Raw genomic sequence first — 14,058 nt, 5'->3', positions numbered from 1 at the left:
CGCGAGAAGCACACCACCATCAAGCCGCTGTGGGATCTGTGGCGGTCGGTGACGCAGGATTTCTACGGCACCGCGAGTTTCGGCATCGTCGCCAACGAAACCTATGCGCGCGGCGTGCGTCATTTCCTCGAAGACGAAATGGGCATGACCTGCAATTTCGCGATCTCGCGCTGCGCCGGCGCCAAGACCGACAACGGGGCGGTGCGCAAGACGGTGCAGGACAAGACCCCGCTCATTCTGTTCGGCAGCTACAACGAGCGCATGTATCTGGCGGAGACCGGCGGCCGCGCCGTCTATGTGCCGGCCTCGTTTCCCGGCGCGATCATTCGCAGGCACACCGGCACGCCGTTCATGGGCTATGCCGGCGCCACCTATCTGGTGCAGGAGGCGTGCAACGCGCTGTTCGACGCGCTGTTTTTCATCCTGCCGCTCGGCACCGAGCTCGACAAGGTCGATGCCACGCCGGCGCGGCTGCAACCCGAGCTTTGCTGGAACGACGATGCGCGGCGCGAACTCGACCGGCTGGTCGAGGCCCAGCCGGTGCTGGTGCGCATTTCCGCGGCGAAGCGGCTGCGCGATGCGGCCGAGCGCGACGCGCGGCATAGCGGACATGACACGGTTTCGATTGCAAGCGTTGTGCGCGCGCGCATGACGCTGTCGGCAAACCAGGCGGCTTGAGGACGAGGGAGGACGGCATGGCGCTCGAAACAGACACCCGGCATCTCGGCACGGACCGTTGCCGCCATGGCGATGTCGAATATCGCCTGTTGCATGGCGCATTCGTTGCGATGTTCACGCTATCGTTCGGGTTGTCGCGGGCGATGCCGTGGCGCTGGGCCGTCCGCAGCAGCGATCGCGCGCCGCGCCGCAGCGTCATCGACGAAGCGCGGGCGACCGCCAACAAGATCGTGCCGATGGTGTTCATGGGATAGGAGGCGGGCGGCCGCGTTTCCGGCGATTGCCGCAAGCGCGAGAGTGATCCAGGGGCAAGACTGCACGAGGAGAGTCCGGTTTCCCCGGACGCGTTCGAGCCCGGTAGAGACAGCGATGGCGACGCCGAAAGATGTCGCCGTTGCGGAGTTTCCGTCCGGGTCAAACCGGGCGGAAAGTTTGCCGTGGCGGGCAACCGCGACGGCGATCCTTGCCGCGCGGGAATTGCGCGGTAACGGCCGCAAGGCCAACCGGAGAGGACTAACATGGCTGACTCTAGGGGCGGCTCTCTCTCGGGACTGACGGAACAGGAAGCTCGGGAATTCCACTCGATCTTTCTGACCAGCTTCATCGTCTTCGTCGTGATCTGCGCGATCGCCCACTTCCTTGTCTGGCAGTGGCGTCCGTGGCTCCCCGGACCGAAGGGTTACGCCTTCCTGGAAGGGGCGGGACAGACGGTGAGCTCCCTGATCCCGTTCGTGTCATAGGAGGATAAGCAATGTGGAAGATGTGGCTTCTCTTCGATCCCAGGAGAACCCTGATCGCGTTGTTTACCTTCCTGTTCGGGCTGGCATTGGTGATTCACTTCATCCTGCTCAGCACGAACCGGTTCAACTGGCTCGAGGGCCCGCGTCCCGCTGCGAAAGCAGCAATGGACATGTTGATCGGTTGACAGCAACCAAGACTGGTGGACGAGGCGCGGGCCAAGGCCTTCGCCCCGTCCACCGACGGCGGAGCGTCCGGGCAATCCGCGGGGCGCGGACTGCGTGATGAAGGGGCAAGACCATGGCCATGCTCAGCTTTGAACCAAAATATCGTGTGCGTGGCGGCACGCTGATCGGCGGAGATCTGTTCGACTTCTGGGTCGGGCCGTTCTATGTCGGCTTCTTCGGCGTCACGACAATCTTTTTCAGCTTCGTCGGCACGGCGCTCATCATTTACGGCGCGGCGCTCGGACCGACCTGGAATATCTGGCTCATTAGCATCAACCCGCCGCCGCCGGAATACGGCCTGGCATTTGCGCCGCTGAAGGAAGGCGGCATCTGGCAGATCGTCACCGTCTGCGCGCTCGGCGCGTTCGGATCCTGGGCACTGCGTGAGGTGGAAATCTGCCGCAAGCTCGGCATCGGCTATCATGTGCCGTTTGCCTTCAGCGTCGCGATCTTCGCCTATTTCTCGCTGGTCGTGATCCGGCCGGTGCTGATGGGCTCATGGTCCTACGGCTTTCCCTACGGCATCATGAGCCATCTCGATTGGGTGTCGAATACCGGGTACCAGTACGGCAATTTCCACTACAACCCGGCGCATATGATCGCGATCACGTTCTTCTTCACGACGACGCTCGCGCTCGCGCTGCACGGCGCCCTGGTGCTGTCGGCCACCAATCCGAAGCCCGGCGAAACCGTGCGCACCGCCGAGCACGAGAACACCTTCTTCCGCGACGCCATCGGTTGGTCGATCGGAACGCTCGGCATCCACCGGCTCGGCCTGTTTCTTGCGCTGTCGGCCGGCTTCTGGAGCGCGGTCTGTATCGTCATCAGCGGGCCGTCCTGGCTGTGGCCGGAAGGCGCGCAATGGGTCGAGTGGTGGGAATGGTGGCGCAATCTGCCGATCTGGTCGCAGCGTTAGACCAAGGAGCGTGTCATGGCTGAATATCAGAATATCTTCACCGCCGTGCAGGTCCGCTCCCCGCTTTATCCGGGCGTGCCGGTCGCGGCCGGTCCTTTCGTGCGGCAGGGCGGCGGCTTCTCCTACTGGCTCGGCAAGATCGGCGATGCCCAGGTCGGTCCGTTCTATCTGGGATGGACCGGGGTCGCCTCGCTGTTCTTCGGCATTCTCGCCATCGAGATCATCGGTCTCAACATGATGGCGAAAGTGAACTGGAACCCGATCGAATTCATGCGGCAATTGCCGTGGCTCGCGCTCGAGCCGCCGCTGCCCCAGCATGGACTGAAAGTGCTGCCGCCGTTGCAGGAAGGCGGCTGGTGGCTGATCGCCGGCTTCTTCCTGACGGTGTCGATCCTGTTGTGGTGGGTGCGCGTCTATGTCCGCGCACGCATGCTCGGCATGGGTACGCATGTCGCCTGGGCCTTCGCCTCAGCGATCTTTCTGTATCTGGTGCTCGGCTTCATCCGCCCGCTGCTGATGGGAAGCTGGAGCGAGGCGGTGCCGTTCGGCATTTTCCCGCATCTGGACTGGACCAACACCTTCTCCATCAATCACGGCAATCTGTTCTACAACCCGTTCCATATGCTCTCGATCGCGTTCCTGTATGGCTCGGCGCTCTTGTTCGCCATGCATGGTGCGACCATTCTCGCCGTGACCCGCTATGGCGGCGAGCGCGAGATCGAGCAGATCTTGGACCGCGGAACCGCGGCCGAGCGCGCGGCATTGTTCTGGCGCTGGACCATGGGCTTCAACGCCACGGTCGAGTCGATCCATCGCTGGGCCTGGTGGTTCGCAACGCTCTGCACCCTGACCGGCGGCATCGGCATCCTTCTGTCCGGAACCGCCGTCGACAACTGGTTCGAATGGGGCATCAAGCACGGCATTGCCGCGCGCTGACGAGTCGAGATGGATTTTGAATCGACCAACACAGCCCGATGCGCCGGCTTCGCGATCCCGGACCGCATGTCCGGCAATGGCGATGCCGGCCTCCGGCCGCATTCGTCGCTTGCATTCGATAACGGCGACGAGACTACCGGCCGGCTGCTGTCCGAATTGATGCGCGAGCGCACGGCGCAAATCCATGCGGAAGCCGAACGTACGGGAATCGTCGCCGACATTCTCCGGCGCAAGGCGGACCGGCAGGGCTATGCCGTGTTGCTGCGGAATCTGTTGCCGGTCTACGAGCGGCTCGAGGCTGCACTGGTGCAACGGGCGGGACATCCGGTCCTCGCGCCCTTCGCATGCCGCGAGCTGCATCGATCCCAGGCTTTGCGGCGCGATCTCAACCGCATCCATGGCGACGATTTCGCCCGGGCGCTGCCGCTTTTGCCCGCCGCCGAGGCCTATGCGGATCATGTGTCCCGGCTCGCAAAGGATGATGAAGTGGCGCTGGTCGCGCACGCCTATGTGCGTTACTTCGGCGATCTCAGCGGCGGGCAAATTCTCAAGAAGCTGCTTGGCAAGGCGCTGTTGCTGCCCCCAGACATGCTGTCATTCTACGATTTCGAAAGGCTCATCGATCCGGCGGCGGTGAAGCGCGGATTGCGCGCCGCCATCGACCTGGCCGGCCGGATGTCGCCTGAGCCGGAGAGCCTCATCGCAGAGGCGATCTGCGCCTTCAGGCACAATATCCGGATTTCGTGCGAGGTGCAGTTGATCGCGGGCGGCCCGGCAGCGCGGCCCGTCTGAACCGGACGTCACGTCTTGTCGCGGGTCGAATGCGAGACCAGGTGGTCGAGCACTTCGGCTGCACGGTCGACGGAGTTGCGCACGCTTTCCAGCATCTGCAGCATGCGCACATTGTCCATGCCGTCGGTGATTTCAAGCGCGGCGAGCTGCGCATTCTCGACCACCGAGGCGAGCAGCTTCTGATACAGAAGCTCGGTGCTTGCGTCGCGCCCGGAAGGCTTTTCGCGATGGCTTTCGTAAATGACGTCCTGGAAGCGGCGGCCGGCGGCCTCGGCGGCCTTGCGATCGGCGATATCGGTGAACAGCACGACGAAGCCGAGGATGCGGTCGGGCGAAGAAAACACCGGGTCGCCGCGCACCAGAAATGAGCGCGGTTCCAGCCCGGCGCGCAGCAGCGTGACTTCGCCGCGCCAGGTGCGCCGCAATTCGATCAGGTCTTTGAGCCTGCGGCGCGCTTCTGCGGAATCCTCGAAGAACAGCGCGAGATCGTCGACGAATTCGTAGGTCTGGTGCCCCTTCGGCAGCAGCGCCTCGAATGCGCCGTTGTGCAACAGGATGCGGCCCTTGGGATCGGCGATGACCACGGGCAGATCGGAAATCTGCACCTGTTTGGTGATATGCGCGAACTGGTCCTGCGCGATCAGGAGCCGCACCGATCGGAATTGCAAGACGACGTCGGCAACGGTCTCGCCGATCAGCTTCGCTGCCGTGAGATCGGCCGCGCTCCACGGCTCGCTCTTGCCTTCGACGAGCTGGTGCCACTGCGCGAAGGAGCGGCGGGGCGACAATTGCGAGGGATCGTCGCCGATCAGAACCGGTTTCAGCGGATCGCCACCCCAGGTGACCAGCTTGATCCGCTCGGGACGAAACCAGATCAGGTATTCGCCCGGGGAGCTGGAGACTGGCGTTGCGACGATCCCGCTGGCCACCGAGACCAGCGGTGCAAATTCCGGCTCGTCGAATCCGAGCGAAGCCGTTGCAAAAACCGGTACGCGCTCCTTCTGATCCAGCCAAGCCGCGATCTCGCGAAGCTGCAGCGTGCCAGGTACTTCGCCGGTCGACAGAATCTGGCCCTCGAAGAGCAGCGCCGCGCCGCTGGCGGCGAGCGGCTGCAGCAGCGATTGCGAGTTGTCGAACAGGGCGACGCGCCAGTCGCCGTCGCGCGAAATGGCCTCGATCATGCGCTGTTCGAGCCGGCGCACCGACAGTTCGGCCTGCGCCTGCGCGAGGCTCTCGAGCGCTGCGATCCGCGTCGCGATGGTTTCGGCCAGCAACTCGCAGGCCGCACGCATCTCATAAGACAGCGAACGCGGCGAATAATGATGGCAGGCGACCAGGCCCCACAGCTTGCCGCCCACCATGATCGAGGCGACCAGCGTTGCGCTCACCCCCATATTCTTCAGGTACTGAATATGGATCGGCGACATGCTGCGCAGCCAGCACAGCGACATATCGAGTTCGCGGTCGGTCAGCGGCGAAATCCGCGGCAGGACCGGAACCGGATCGTAGGCAACGTCGACCAGGACTCGCACGCGGTTGCGCTCGTAGAGCCGGCGGGCGATCTGCGGAATGTCGGAGGCCGGATAGCGGTTGCCGAGATAGGCTTCGAGATGCGGCTCGCGGCGCTCCGAAAATACCTCGCCATGGCCTTCGTCGTCGAAACGGTAGACCATGACGCGGTCGTAGCCGGTGAGCTCCTTGAACAGCGTGGCGCTTTCGTCGCAGAGCGTGCGCAGCGAGGATGCGGAGATAATGGCTTTCAGGGATCTGTCGATCGGTCCGGTCAGATCGGCCGTGGAGGCGCTGCGTTCAAATTCGAGAACGAGGCCGCCATCCGCCGGCCGGTGCAGCAAGACGTCAAATTCAGCCGCCGATCCGGACAGCGTGCATCGGACCGCCACCGGGATGGTGCGAAGCTGCTGCTGCAGCACCGGCGCGATCCGCTCCAGCAGATTGCCGCCCAGATCCTGCAGCTGACGACCGACCAGTTCGCCCCCCGCGACTGCGTCTTCGCAGTTGAGAAACTCAGCCGCATTGGCGCTCGCCTGCACAACGATCAGGTCTGGCTCCCGTACGACAACCAATGCGCCGTGCGGCTGGATCGAGCCGGCGAATTGAATCTGCTCCCGCTCGCAATTGGAAAGATCGGCTTGTCCAAAAGCAGGGGATGCTAGCGTACGAGAGTCCACCCCGGCTTGCTCCCGCGGATTTTGCCGGAAGCGCGCTATTCGGCGCCTTCGGGCGTCTCCGACCCTCTATCCAGGCCGTAACGATTGAGCTTCGCATAGAGGCTCTGCCGGCTCAATCCCAGAAGTTCGGCTGCGACAGTGCGGTTGTCGTTGGCCAGGTCGAGTGCCGATTTGACGTAATGCCGTTCCACGATAGCGACGGTATCCTTGACCAGGGTGCGCAGCGGCGTCTTGCCGATCCGCTCGGCCATGGCGCCCAGCGAGGAACGAAGGTTCTTGTCGTCGCCCGGTGCGCCGATCCGCCGCCCGACGTCGCGGATCAGCGCGCCAATATATTGCGGAGCGGTGTCGTCGTTACCGGCGGCAGAGATTTCGACTTCGGTCGTCGTTCCAAGTTCGCCCTGGATCGTGGTGGTAAACATGCGCACGAATTTGTGGCGCTCGACATTGGCGAGCAGTACGGCGAGGTCCGCGCCGGGCCGCGACAGCCATCGGGCCAGGCGTTCGCCGACCACGGAGCCCTTGGCGCCGGCCTCGACAAGATCGAGAAAGGCGCGATTGGCTCTGCGGATGACGCCGTCACAATCGAGGACGACGAAGCCGTCCGGCAACCGCTCGATCAGGTCGTCGATGGAAATCGAATCGGGACTGACGATCGCGGTCTGTCCGTGCCATCCCGGCGACAATTGCAGCATCGTCACCGAATTGGGCTCGGGCGACATCAGCGATGCGCGCACGAGCCACGGCTTCCGTTCGCTGCCCAGATGCACGAGGATGCCGGGCGCCTTGCCGTGCTCGCGCGCACGCAAGGTCATCGACTGGAACGCGTCGCGGTCCTCCGGCGCGATAGTCTGAACAAAGTCGCGGTCACCGGCGTCCGGCGCGGATTTCAGATCGAGCGCCGCGAGGGCCGCCGGATTGGCCTGCAGAATCCGCAAGTCTGCGGTCCGCAAGAGCATGACCGGTTCGTTGGAAGTGTCGAACAGCAGGCGATAGCGGGTTTCGACCTCGCGCAATTTCCAGTAATCGCGCTCCATTGCCTGCTGCGCGGCGATCAGGCGGGACTGCAATTCGGCGACGGCCTGGAGGTTTTTCCCGACGGCGAGCAGGCCTGCGCGCCCGCCCAGCAACACCGTGGTATATTCCATCGGCAGCTCAAGGCCGCTCGGAAAGCGCTGCGTGACCTGACGGAAAGCCGATACCCCCTGTTCACGCGCATCGGACAGCATGCGCTGGACCTTCTCGCCGCCGACATCGACCACGGTTTCGGTCCACCGCTTGCCGAGCCAGTCATGCACACCCTCACCGGACAGCGAACGCGACAGCGTCGCCTCACGGATCACGCCGTCGAGGTCGAGAAGCAACGTCACGTCCGGTTGAGCGATATTGATATTGCTCATACTTGCCGTGTCCGGTCTTGCCGAGTCCGGTCGTCGCCTGAGCGGGACCATCGCCCGAAGGATGTGCGCGTGCAGCCATAATGACGAGGCACCGATGCGCCCGTTTGGCCGTATTTCAAGTGTCAGTCAACACGTACACCGGTGTTGCCACCGGGATCATCAGCCAACGGCTCCCGGCTGTCGCGTTGGCATTCATATGGGATCGCGAGCCGTGTTTCGCCAATCGTCTGGCACGATCCATTGTACACTCTTCTAAGGCCTAAATATCTGAATTTCAATCAGAAAATGCTGGCCCTATTGGATTTCGGGCCATGACAAGCTGGCTTGACTGAGTTAATGTTAAAATGGTGGAACATTTTGGCCGCTTGTGACATGTCCGAGTGCCCATCGGCATCAACTAGGGAAGAGACGCTGCAATGAAAATGATGCGCCTGGCTTTGGCAGCCGCAGCCCTTGCGGCCACCACCGGAATTGACAACGCGTCGGCTCAGGATGCCGCCGCCGGCGAAACCGTGTTCAAGAAATGCATGACCTGCCACCGCATCGGCGAAGGTGCGAAGAATGCTGTCGGTCCGCAGCAGAATGGCATTGTCGGACGGCGAGCGGGTTCCGTTGAAGGCTTTGCCTATTCGCCGCTCAACAAGGCCGCCGGCGAAGCCGGCCTGGTCTGGACGGAGGAAAATATTTTCAATTATCTCCCGGATCCGCAGGGTTTCCTGATCAAGTTCCTCAAGGATGCCGGCAAGCCCGAACTCGCCAAGGGCACCACCAAAATGGCGTTCAAGCTCCCGAACGAAAAGGAGCGCAAGGACGTGATCGCGTATCTGAAGAAGTTCTCGCCGAGCAATTGATGGAAGCCACAGCCGCTTCAAGCCACAAGCGCTTGGAGTGGACATGGCAATGGCCGGGCTGAGCCCGGCCATTTCAATTCTGGTCAGGCCGCTTTGCGGGTCAGGCCGCGCGCTGCAACCCGATCTCCGACCAGATCTGCGACAATGAGCCGATCAGATGGTCGATGTCGGCGTCGCTGTGCAGCGGCGAGGGCGTCACGCGCAGCCGCTCGGTGCCCCGCGGCACCGTCGGATAATTGATCGGCTGCACATAGATCCGGTATTGGGTCATGAGCCGGTCGCTGATCTGCTTGCACAGCACTGGGTCGCAGACCATCACCGGCACGATGTGGCTGGGATTGTCGAGATGCGGAATTCCGGCGGCATCGAGTCCGCGCCGCACTTTCGCGACGCGGTCGCGCTGGCGCATGCGCTCTGCGTCGCTCTGCTTCAGATGACGGATGCTGGCGGCCGCGGCCGCAGCAACTCCGGGCGGCAGTGCCGTGGTAAAGATGAAGCCCGAAGCATAGCTGCGCACGAAGTCGCATAGTGCATTTGAAGCGGCAATATAGCCGCCGATCACGCCGAAGGCCTTCGCGAGCGTGCCTTCGATCACCGTCAGGCGATGGCTCAGTCCCTCGCGTTCCGCAATGCCCCCGCCGCGGGCTCCGTACAGGCCGACCGCATGGACCTCGTCGAGATAGGTCATGGCGCCGTGAGTGTCCGCAACGTCGCACAGCTCTGCGATCGGGGCGACATCGCCATCCATCGAATAGACCGACTCGAATGCGATCAGCTTCGGGCGGCGGCGGTCGATGGCCGCGAGCTTGCGGTCGAGATCGTCGGGGTCGTTGTGCCGGAAGATGATGCGTTCCGCGCCGGAATGGCGGATGCCTTCGATCATCGAGGCATGGTTGCCGGCGTCCGACAGCACCACACAATCGGGCAGGCGTGCGGCCAGCGTTGAGAGCGAGGCCCAGTTCGACACATAGCCCGAGGTGAAGAGCAGCGCCGCCTCCTTGCGATGCAGATCGGCGAGCTCGTTTTCGAGCTGAACGTGATAATGGTTGGTGCCGGAGATGTTGCGGGTGCCGCCGGCGCCCGCGCCGCAACGGTCGATGGCCTCATGCATCGCAGCGATCACCGCCGGATGCTGTCCCATGCCGAGATAGTCGTTTGAGCACCAGACCGTCACCTCATTGGTGCCGCCATGCTCGCCGTAATGTGTCGCCTTCGGGAAGGAACCGGCCTGCCGTTCGAGATCGGCAAAGATGCGGTATCGCCCTTCGCGGCGCAGCGCATCGAGCTGGCTTTTGAAGAACGCATCGTAGTTCATGATCCCCTCCGGGTGATGGCAGGACCGGCATTGCTGCGCCGGCATGTTGAAACGGTTTCGATCGCGGCATCCGGCCGTTGCGCTGCACGGGCGCGCTTGCGCCAGTTCCAGAGCATCATGACCGGCAGCGGGATCAGCATGAAAACGTGTTCGATGGCCGCAAGCGCAAGCAAAGCGGCCACCAAGGTCAACGACGTGACGGCAAAGGCATCGCCGGATTGTGCCATCGCGGCATAGGCGAGATATCCTGCAGCGAAGGTGGTCAGGATGATCGAAACCGGCAACAGCGGATTGGCAGGCCCGCGGCGGAAATGGCTGCGCAGATGCGCAAGGCGCTCGGGCAGCAATTCGTCATGCAGATTGGGAACGCCGAAAAACAGATTGAGCTTGGCGCTGATGCGCATCAGCCACAGGACGGCGTAGGTCCAGAGCGCGATCTGGTTCGGCGCGGCATAGCTGACGGCCAGCAGGAAGACGCCGCCGAGAAGCAGCGCAAGCTCGTGGTGATTGATCGCGGCGATGGCGCGCGACAGCCGCGTCCATCCGGTGGCCGGCGGCATGTCGGAGCGATTGGAGCCGAGCACGGCGCCGGTCAGAAAGGTCAGTTCGATGAAGCCCCAGAACACGATCGCCGCGGTGAAGGCGATATAGGCGCCGGCCGGGGAGGCCATGCGGGCGGAAAAGGCGATCGCGGCAAGGGCCGCGATCGCAAGGCCGGCTCCGGCGGCAAGACTTGCCGGGTGCATGCGCGCCGGAAGCCGCGCGATATAGAGAACGATCCCCGTGCTGAGCCACCACACGAGCAAGGCATAGAGCGCGGGAATCGCAAGTTCGATCATCGGATGCTCACCATGCCGGCTGCAGGCGGACCTGTTCGGGCAGATCATTGCGCTTGGCCGGCAGAACGAACAGCCGGGCGAAAGTCGCGGTCGCAGCCATCGCAAGTCCCGCCCGCTTGACGGCGCCGACGATGCCGCCACGGCGCTTGGCCTCGACGCTCGCCTCGGTGATGCGCCACAGCCGTTGCAGTCCCGCCCGGAAGGCCGGATTGTCGATATCCAGCACGATCGGGAAGACCTGACGCGAAATCTCGTTGCAGATCCGGAACACCTTGAAATCGTAGTCGTCGGGCGTCATGCCGATGGCCTTGTGGAAGGCCGGCCGCATGTGGTCGCGCACATACATCGTGGCGTAGACCGCGAGCAGGAAGAAACGGATCCACAGCCGGTTGACGCCGCTCGTGAGCTTCGGATTGGCCCGCATCAGCAGCGCGAAGGCCTCGCCATGGCGGAACTCGTCGTTGCACCATTTCTCGAACCATTTGAAGATCGGATGGAACCGCTTCTCCGGATGACGTTCGAGCTGGCGGTAGATGGTGATGTAGCGCGCGTAGCCGATCTTCTCCGACAGATAGGTCGCGTAGAAAATGAATTTCGGCTTGAAGTAGGTGTACTTCTTGGCGCGCGTCAGGAAGCCGAGATCGACCCCGATGCCGAAATCCTTGAGCGCCTCGTTGATGAAGCCGGCATGCCGCGATTCGTCCCGGCTCATGTAGCGGAACAATTCGCGGATATCGGGATTCTTGATGCTGCGTTTGATCTCGGCATAGAGCACGCAGCCGGAGAATTCCGCTGTCAGCGACGATACCAGGAAATCGACGAATTCCTTGCGCAGATCCTCGGGCAGCGATTCCAGGTCCATCTTGAATTCGTCGGTGCGCTGGAAGTGGCCCTTGTTGTGATCGCGCCTGAGCTCCTCGATCATGATGTCCCATTCCTTGCGGACGCTCGACACGTCGAGGGCGTCCATCGCGGCATGGTCGGTGGTATAGAAACGCGGGCTGAGAATGGTGTCGTCCTGTGCAGAACGGGTGCTGGCGTTTGGCGCGCCGCCGCCTTCCATCGCAATCATGACGCCCCTCCTTCCGAAAAGCCGACTTCGTAAAGTTCGGTGAGTTCGAGATAGCCTTCGATTTTCGCTCTAAGGCGGTCGATCGGCGTGGCGCGGGTCACCGTGGCATGGCACCGCGCGACGATTTTCTCGCCGAACGGCACATCGGTCGGTGCGCCATGGACGATGACCTCGTCGCCGGGGCCGACGTCGTAGCCGTCGAGCGAGACATGGGCGTGCAATGTCTCGGCGCTATTTTCGATCTCGACCGTGCAGGGCACGGTGAGCGTTCTGCTGCTTGCTCTCATTGCGTTGTCTCCTCAACCGTCATGAGTCGTGCAAAGGATGCCGCGTTTACGGCGCCGAACGCGCCGAGATCGACGCGGCGGCCGGTGGATGGGTCTTCGACAGAAAGCCGGCCGTCGGCGTAGCGCACGATGTGGAATGGGATTTCCCGTCCGTGGTCCTGACGCAGGCGTTCGCGGGCAAGGCTGCGCAACACGATGCGCACGAAGCTGTCCTGGCCCGGTGCCAGCACGTCGATCGTTCTGTCACTGTCTGCTGCGATCACTGCGACGCCGCCGTCGCTGCGGTCCTCGAACCGCAGCGCGCGGACTGCGACGGGCTCGGTTTCGGCTACGCGCGTCACCCCGATATCGGCCAGCCGCGCGGTCGCAGCCGCGGCAATGGCAAAGCAGACGACAGCTGCGGCGCCGAGCAGGGCTCCGAGCGGAAAGCGGCGGGGTTCGGCGTGCGGCATGTCAGTCTCCTCAGGCTGCAGCGGCGGCGGGGGTTCCGAGGGTATCCGCCGGTTCCGGCGAGGGTGCCGGGACCGGCATGGCGACGGCGCCGTCGGGGGATGTCGATTCGGCGTAGCTCTTGAGCGCCTGCGCCAGGATGCGCGCGACCTGCAGGCCATCCGGCAAGCCGCGCAGCGACGGCTGCGGCTTGTTGATCCGCCAGGGCCGCGCAAACGGCCACAGATGCAGATAGGAAATACGGCCATGGCCGGTCAGCGACAGCGGCAGGTCGGCGGTGCCGTCGCTGTGGAGCTTCATATCCGCCGCATCGATGACGCGGAACGGAAGATTGAGGCTCCACGGCAGGGCGGCGCCGTAGCGCATCACCACGCGGCGATTGGTAATGGTGAAGACGCTGGTGCGCGCGTAGACGAAGGCAAGGGCTGCGGCGATGCCGATGGCGAGCAGCGCGGCCACGACCAACCCCATGGATGAGACGAAGGCGCCCGCGAGCGGCACGCCATCATGCCAGGCCTGGGCGAGGCGCCAGACCAGGATCGCCGTGAAATAGATCGCGATCTTGCGCACATGAAAGACGCGGAGCGCCAGCGCGCGCCACGACGGCTGCCCCTGCCACAGGATCCGTTCGCCCGGAGGCAGGTGTTGCGGAAGGCCCTTCACGGGTTCGGTTTCGAAGTCGCTCATAGGATCGGCTCCGTCCGTGCCGGCTTCGCATAGAGCGTGCCGCCGCCGTAATAGGCGCAGACCTTGTCTTCCTCGAGCAGGGTGATCTGATCGGGACTCTTGAGCGCGGGAACGTCGGCGAATTGATCGGAGAAGATCGAATTCACACGAACCTCGCCCTTGTTGCGGTCGACGCGTGCGAAGTTTGCCGGCAGCATCACGCGCTTGCCGCCGGGAATCTCCACCTCGTAATAGCGGATGATGACTTCGGACTTGTCGATCCACACCTCGGCGATGGTGCCTGCGACGGCACGGTCGCCGGCAATCACCGGCATGCCGCGCGGATCGGGATCGCCATTGGCGACAAAGAAGGTGGGGGCGGCACGCATCGGCACGATCTTGACCTCGCCGTCGACGGTGAGATCGGGCGTATCGGCCCGCAGCGCGTAGGAACCCGGACCGATCGCATCGAGCATCGGATTGCCGGTTGGCTCGAGCGGAGCGCCCGGCCAGGGTGCGACCGGCCGTACATTGCGCAATGGCGGTTCCGCCCGCGAGGCCGGCGCCATCACGTCGGCGTGACCGTGCGAGAGCTTGAACACCTTGGGCGAGGGCGGTTCGGGGAAGCCGATCACCGATACGCCGCCGCGGCGATCGGAGATCAGCGGGTAGCCTTCGCGCTTGTCTTCCCGGCGCAGATAA

General features: G+C 63.6%; 16 protein-coding genes and 1 pseudogene. 8 read left to right on the top strand and 9 right to left on the bottom strand.

Annotated features, from left to right (window positions below):
* The 7 genes and pseudogenes from ACK41X_RS19075 to ACK41X_RS19045 form a co-directional block, all read left to right on the top strand.
* Positions 1-678: pseudogene (locus tag ACK41X_RS19075) on the top strand (chlorophyllide reductase subunit Z); the annotation flags it as partial.
* Positions 679-695: 17 nt separating this feature from the next.
* A complete protein-coding gene (locus ACK41X_RS19070; RefSeq protein WP_409726540.1) occupies positions 696-932 on the top strand; it encodes a hypothetical protein in 237 nt (78 codons plus the stop codon).
* A gap of 264 nt (positions 933-1,196) precedes the next feature.
* Positions 1,197-1,418 carry a light-harvesting antenna LH1, beta subunit gene (gene pufB, locus ACK41X_RS19065; protein WP_409726538.1) on the top strand — a complete coding sequence of 74 codons (222 nt, stop codon included), beginning with the start codon at positions 1,197-1,199 and terminating at the stop codon, positions 1,416-1,418.
* 11 nt (positions 1,419-1,429) lie between these two features.
* On the top strand, positions 1,430-1,603 hold the full coding sequence (gene pufA, locus ACK41X_RS19060) for a light-harvesting antenna LH1, alpha subunit (protein ID WP_409726536.1): 174 nt from the start codon (positions 1,430-1,432) through the stop codon (positions 1,601-1,603).
* Positions 1,604-1,716: 113 nt separating this feature from the next.
* Complete coding sequence (gene pufL / locus ACK41X_RS19055) at positions 1,717-2,559, top strand: photosynthetic reaction center subunit L (protein ID WP_409726534.1); 843 nt, start codon at positions 1,717-1,719, stop codon at positions 2,557-2,559.
* Between the two features lie 15 nt (positions 2,560-2,574).
* Entirely contained in the window at positions 2,575-3,495 is a 921-nt protein-coding gene (gene pufM, locus ACK41X_RS19050; protein ID WP_409726532.1) for a photosynthetic reaction center subunit M, read from the top strand.
* Positions 3,496-3,504: 9 nt separating this feature from the next.
* Entirely contained in the window at positions 3,505-4,287 is a 783-nt protein-coding gene (locus ACK41X_RS19045; RefSeq protein WP_409726530.1) for a heme oxygenase (biliverdin-producing), read from the top strand.
* An 8-nt stretch (positions 4,288-4,295) separates the two neighbouring features.
* Here ACK41X_RS19045 and ACK41X_RS19040 read toward each other — a convergent pair whose 3' ends face one another.
* A complete protein-coding gene (locus ACK41X_RS19040; protein WP_409726528.1) occupies positions 4,296-6,476 on the bottom strand; it encodes a GAF domain-containing protein in 2,181 nt (726 codons plus the stop codon).
* Positions 6,477-6,511: 35 nt separating this feature from the next.
* The gene (gene ppsR, locus ACK41X_RS19035; protein WP_409726526.1) at positions 6,512-7,876 is read right to left on the bottom strand and encodes a transcriptional regulator PpsR; all 1,365 of its coding nucleotides are present in this window, start codon (positions 7,874-7,876) and stop codon (positions 6,512-6,514) included.
* A 416-nt stretch (positions 7,877-8,292) separates the two neighbouring features.
* On the opposite strand from ppsR, the gene ACK41X_RS19030 reads away from it, so the two are divergent.
* Positions 8,293-8,727, top strand: coding sequence for a c-type cytochrome (locus ACK41X_RS19030; protein WP_409726524.1), 435 nt, complete (start codon positions 8,293-8,295; stop codon positions 8,725-8,727).
* Between the two features lie 100 nt (positions 8,728-8,827).
* Here ACK41X_RS19030 and hemA read toward each other — a convergent pair whose 3' ends face one another.
* The 7 genes from hemA to puhA form a co-directional block, all read right to left on the bottom strand.
* Entirely contained in the window at positions 8,828-10,042 is a 1,215-nt protein-coding gene (hemA, locus tag ACK41X_RS19025) for a 5-aminolevulinate synthase (RefSeq protein ID WP_409726522.1), read from the bottom strand.
* Positions 10,039-10,881, bottom strand: coding sequence for a putative photosynthetic complex assembly protein PuhE (gene puhE, locus ACK41X_RS19020; RefSeq protein WP_409726520.1), 843 nt, complete (start codon positions 10,879-10,881; stop codon positions 10,039-10,041). Before puhE ends, hemA begins: the two co-directional genes overlap by 4 nt.
* 7 nt (positions 10,882-10,888) lie before the next feature.
* Complete coding sequence (gene acsF, locus ACK41X_RS19015) at positions 10,889-11,953, bottom strand: magnesium-protoporphyrin IX monomethyl ester (oxidative) cyclase (RefSeq protein ID WP_409726518.1); 1,065 nt, start codon at positions 11,951-11,953, stop codon at positions 10,889-10,891.
* On the bottom strand, positions 11,950-12,240 hold the full coding sequence (locus tag ACK41X_RS19010) for a hypothetical protein (RefSeq protein WP_409726516.1): 291 nt from the start codon (positions 12,238-12,240) through the stop codon (positions 11,950-11,952). Before ACK41X_RS19010 ends, acsF begins: the two co-directional genes overlap by 4 nt.
* Positions 12,237-12,692: a photosynthetic complex assembly protein PuhC gene (gene puhC / locus ACK41X_RS19005; protein WP_409726514.1), complete on the bottom strand. Its 456-nt coding sequence runs from the start codon at positions 12,690-12,692 to the stop codon at positions 12,237-12,239. Before puhC ends, ACK41X_RS19010 begins: the two co-directional genes overlap by 4 nt.
* A gap of 10 nt (positions 12,693-12,702) precedes the next feature.
* Positions 12,703-13,377, bottom strand: a complete 675-nt coding sequence (gene puhB / locus ACK41X_RS19000; RefSeq protein WP_409726512.1) for a photosynthetic complex putative assembly protein PuhB — start codon at positions 13,375-13,377, stop codon at positions 12,703-12,705.
* On the bottom strand, positions 13,374-14,058 hold a 685-nt coding region (puhA, locus tag ACK41X_RS18995), incomplete at its 5' end, for a photosynthetic reaction center subunit H (RefSeq protein ID WP_409726510.1). The genes puhA and puhB, both read right to left, overlap by 4 nt.

The organism is Pseudorhodoplanes sp. (genome assembly GCF_046289595.1).
Lineage (GTDB): Bacteria > Pseudomonadota > Alphaproteobacteria > Rhizobiales > Xanthobacteraceae > Pseudorhodoplanes.
This window is presented reverse-complemented; position numbering and strand designations above follow the sequence as displayed.

Excerpts from the sequence above, each read along its gene's own strand:
- ACK41X_RS19070 (WP_409726540.1), top strand. The coding sequence starts at position 696 with ATGGCGCTCGAAACAGACACCCGGCATCTCGGCACGGACCGTTGCCGC.
- pufB (WP_409726538.1), top strand. The coding sequence starts at position 1,197 with ATGGCTGACTCTAGGGGCGGCTCTCTCTCGGGACTGACGGAACAGGAA.
- pufA (WP_409726536.1), top strand. The coding sequence starts at position 1,430 with ATGTGGAAGATGTGGCTTCTCTTCGATCCCAGGAGAACCCTGATCGCG.
- pufL (WP_409726534.1), top strand. The coding sequence starts at position 1,717 with ATGGCCATGCTCAGCTTTGAACCAAAATATCGTGTGCGTGGCGGCACG.
- pufM (WP_409726532.1), top strand. The coding sequence starts at position 2,575 with ATGGCTGAATATCAGAATATCTTCACCGCCGTGCAGGTCCGCTCCCCG.
- ACK41X_RS19045 (WP_409726530.1), top strand. The coding sequence starts at position 3,505 with ATGGATTTTGAATCGACCAACACAGCCCGATGCGCCGGCTTCGCGATC.
- ppsR (WP_409726526.1), bottom strand. The coding sequence starts at position 7,876 with ATGAGCAATATCAATATCGCTCAACCGGACGTGACGTTGCTTCTCGAC.
- ACK41X_RS19030 (WP_409726524.1), top strand. The coding sequence starts at position 8,293 with ATGAAAATGATGCGCCTGGCTTTGGCAGCCGCAGCCCTTGCGGCCACC.
- hemA (WP_409726522.1), bottom strand. The coding sequence starts at position 10,042 with ATGAACTACGATGCGTTCTTCAAAAGCCAGCTCGATGCGCTGCGCCGC.
- puhE (WP_409726520.1), bottom strand. The coding sequence starts at position 10,881 with ATGATCGAACTTGCGATTCCCGCGCTCTATGCCTTGCTCGTGTGGTGG.
- acsF (WP_409726518.1), bottom strand. The coding sequence starts at position 11,953 with ATGATTGCGATGGAAGGCGGCGGCGCGCCAAACGCCAGCACCCGTTCT.
- ACK41X_RS19010 (WP_409726516.1), bottom strand. The coding sequence starts at position 12,240 with ATGAGAGCAAGCAGCAGAACGCTCACCGTGCCCTGCACGGTCGAGATC.
- puhC (WP_409726514.1), bottom strand. The coding sequence starts at position 12,692 with ATGCCGCACGCCGAACCCCGCCGCTTTCCGCTCGGAGCCCTGCTCGGC.
- puhB (WP_409726512.1), bottom strand. The coding sequence starts at position 13,377 with ATGAGCGACTTCGAAACCGAACCCGTGAAGGGCCTTCCGCAACACCTG.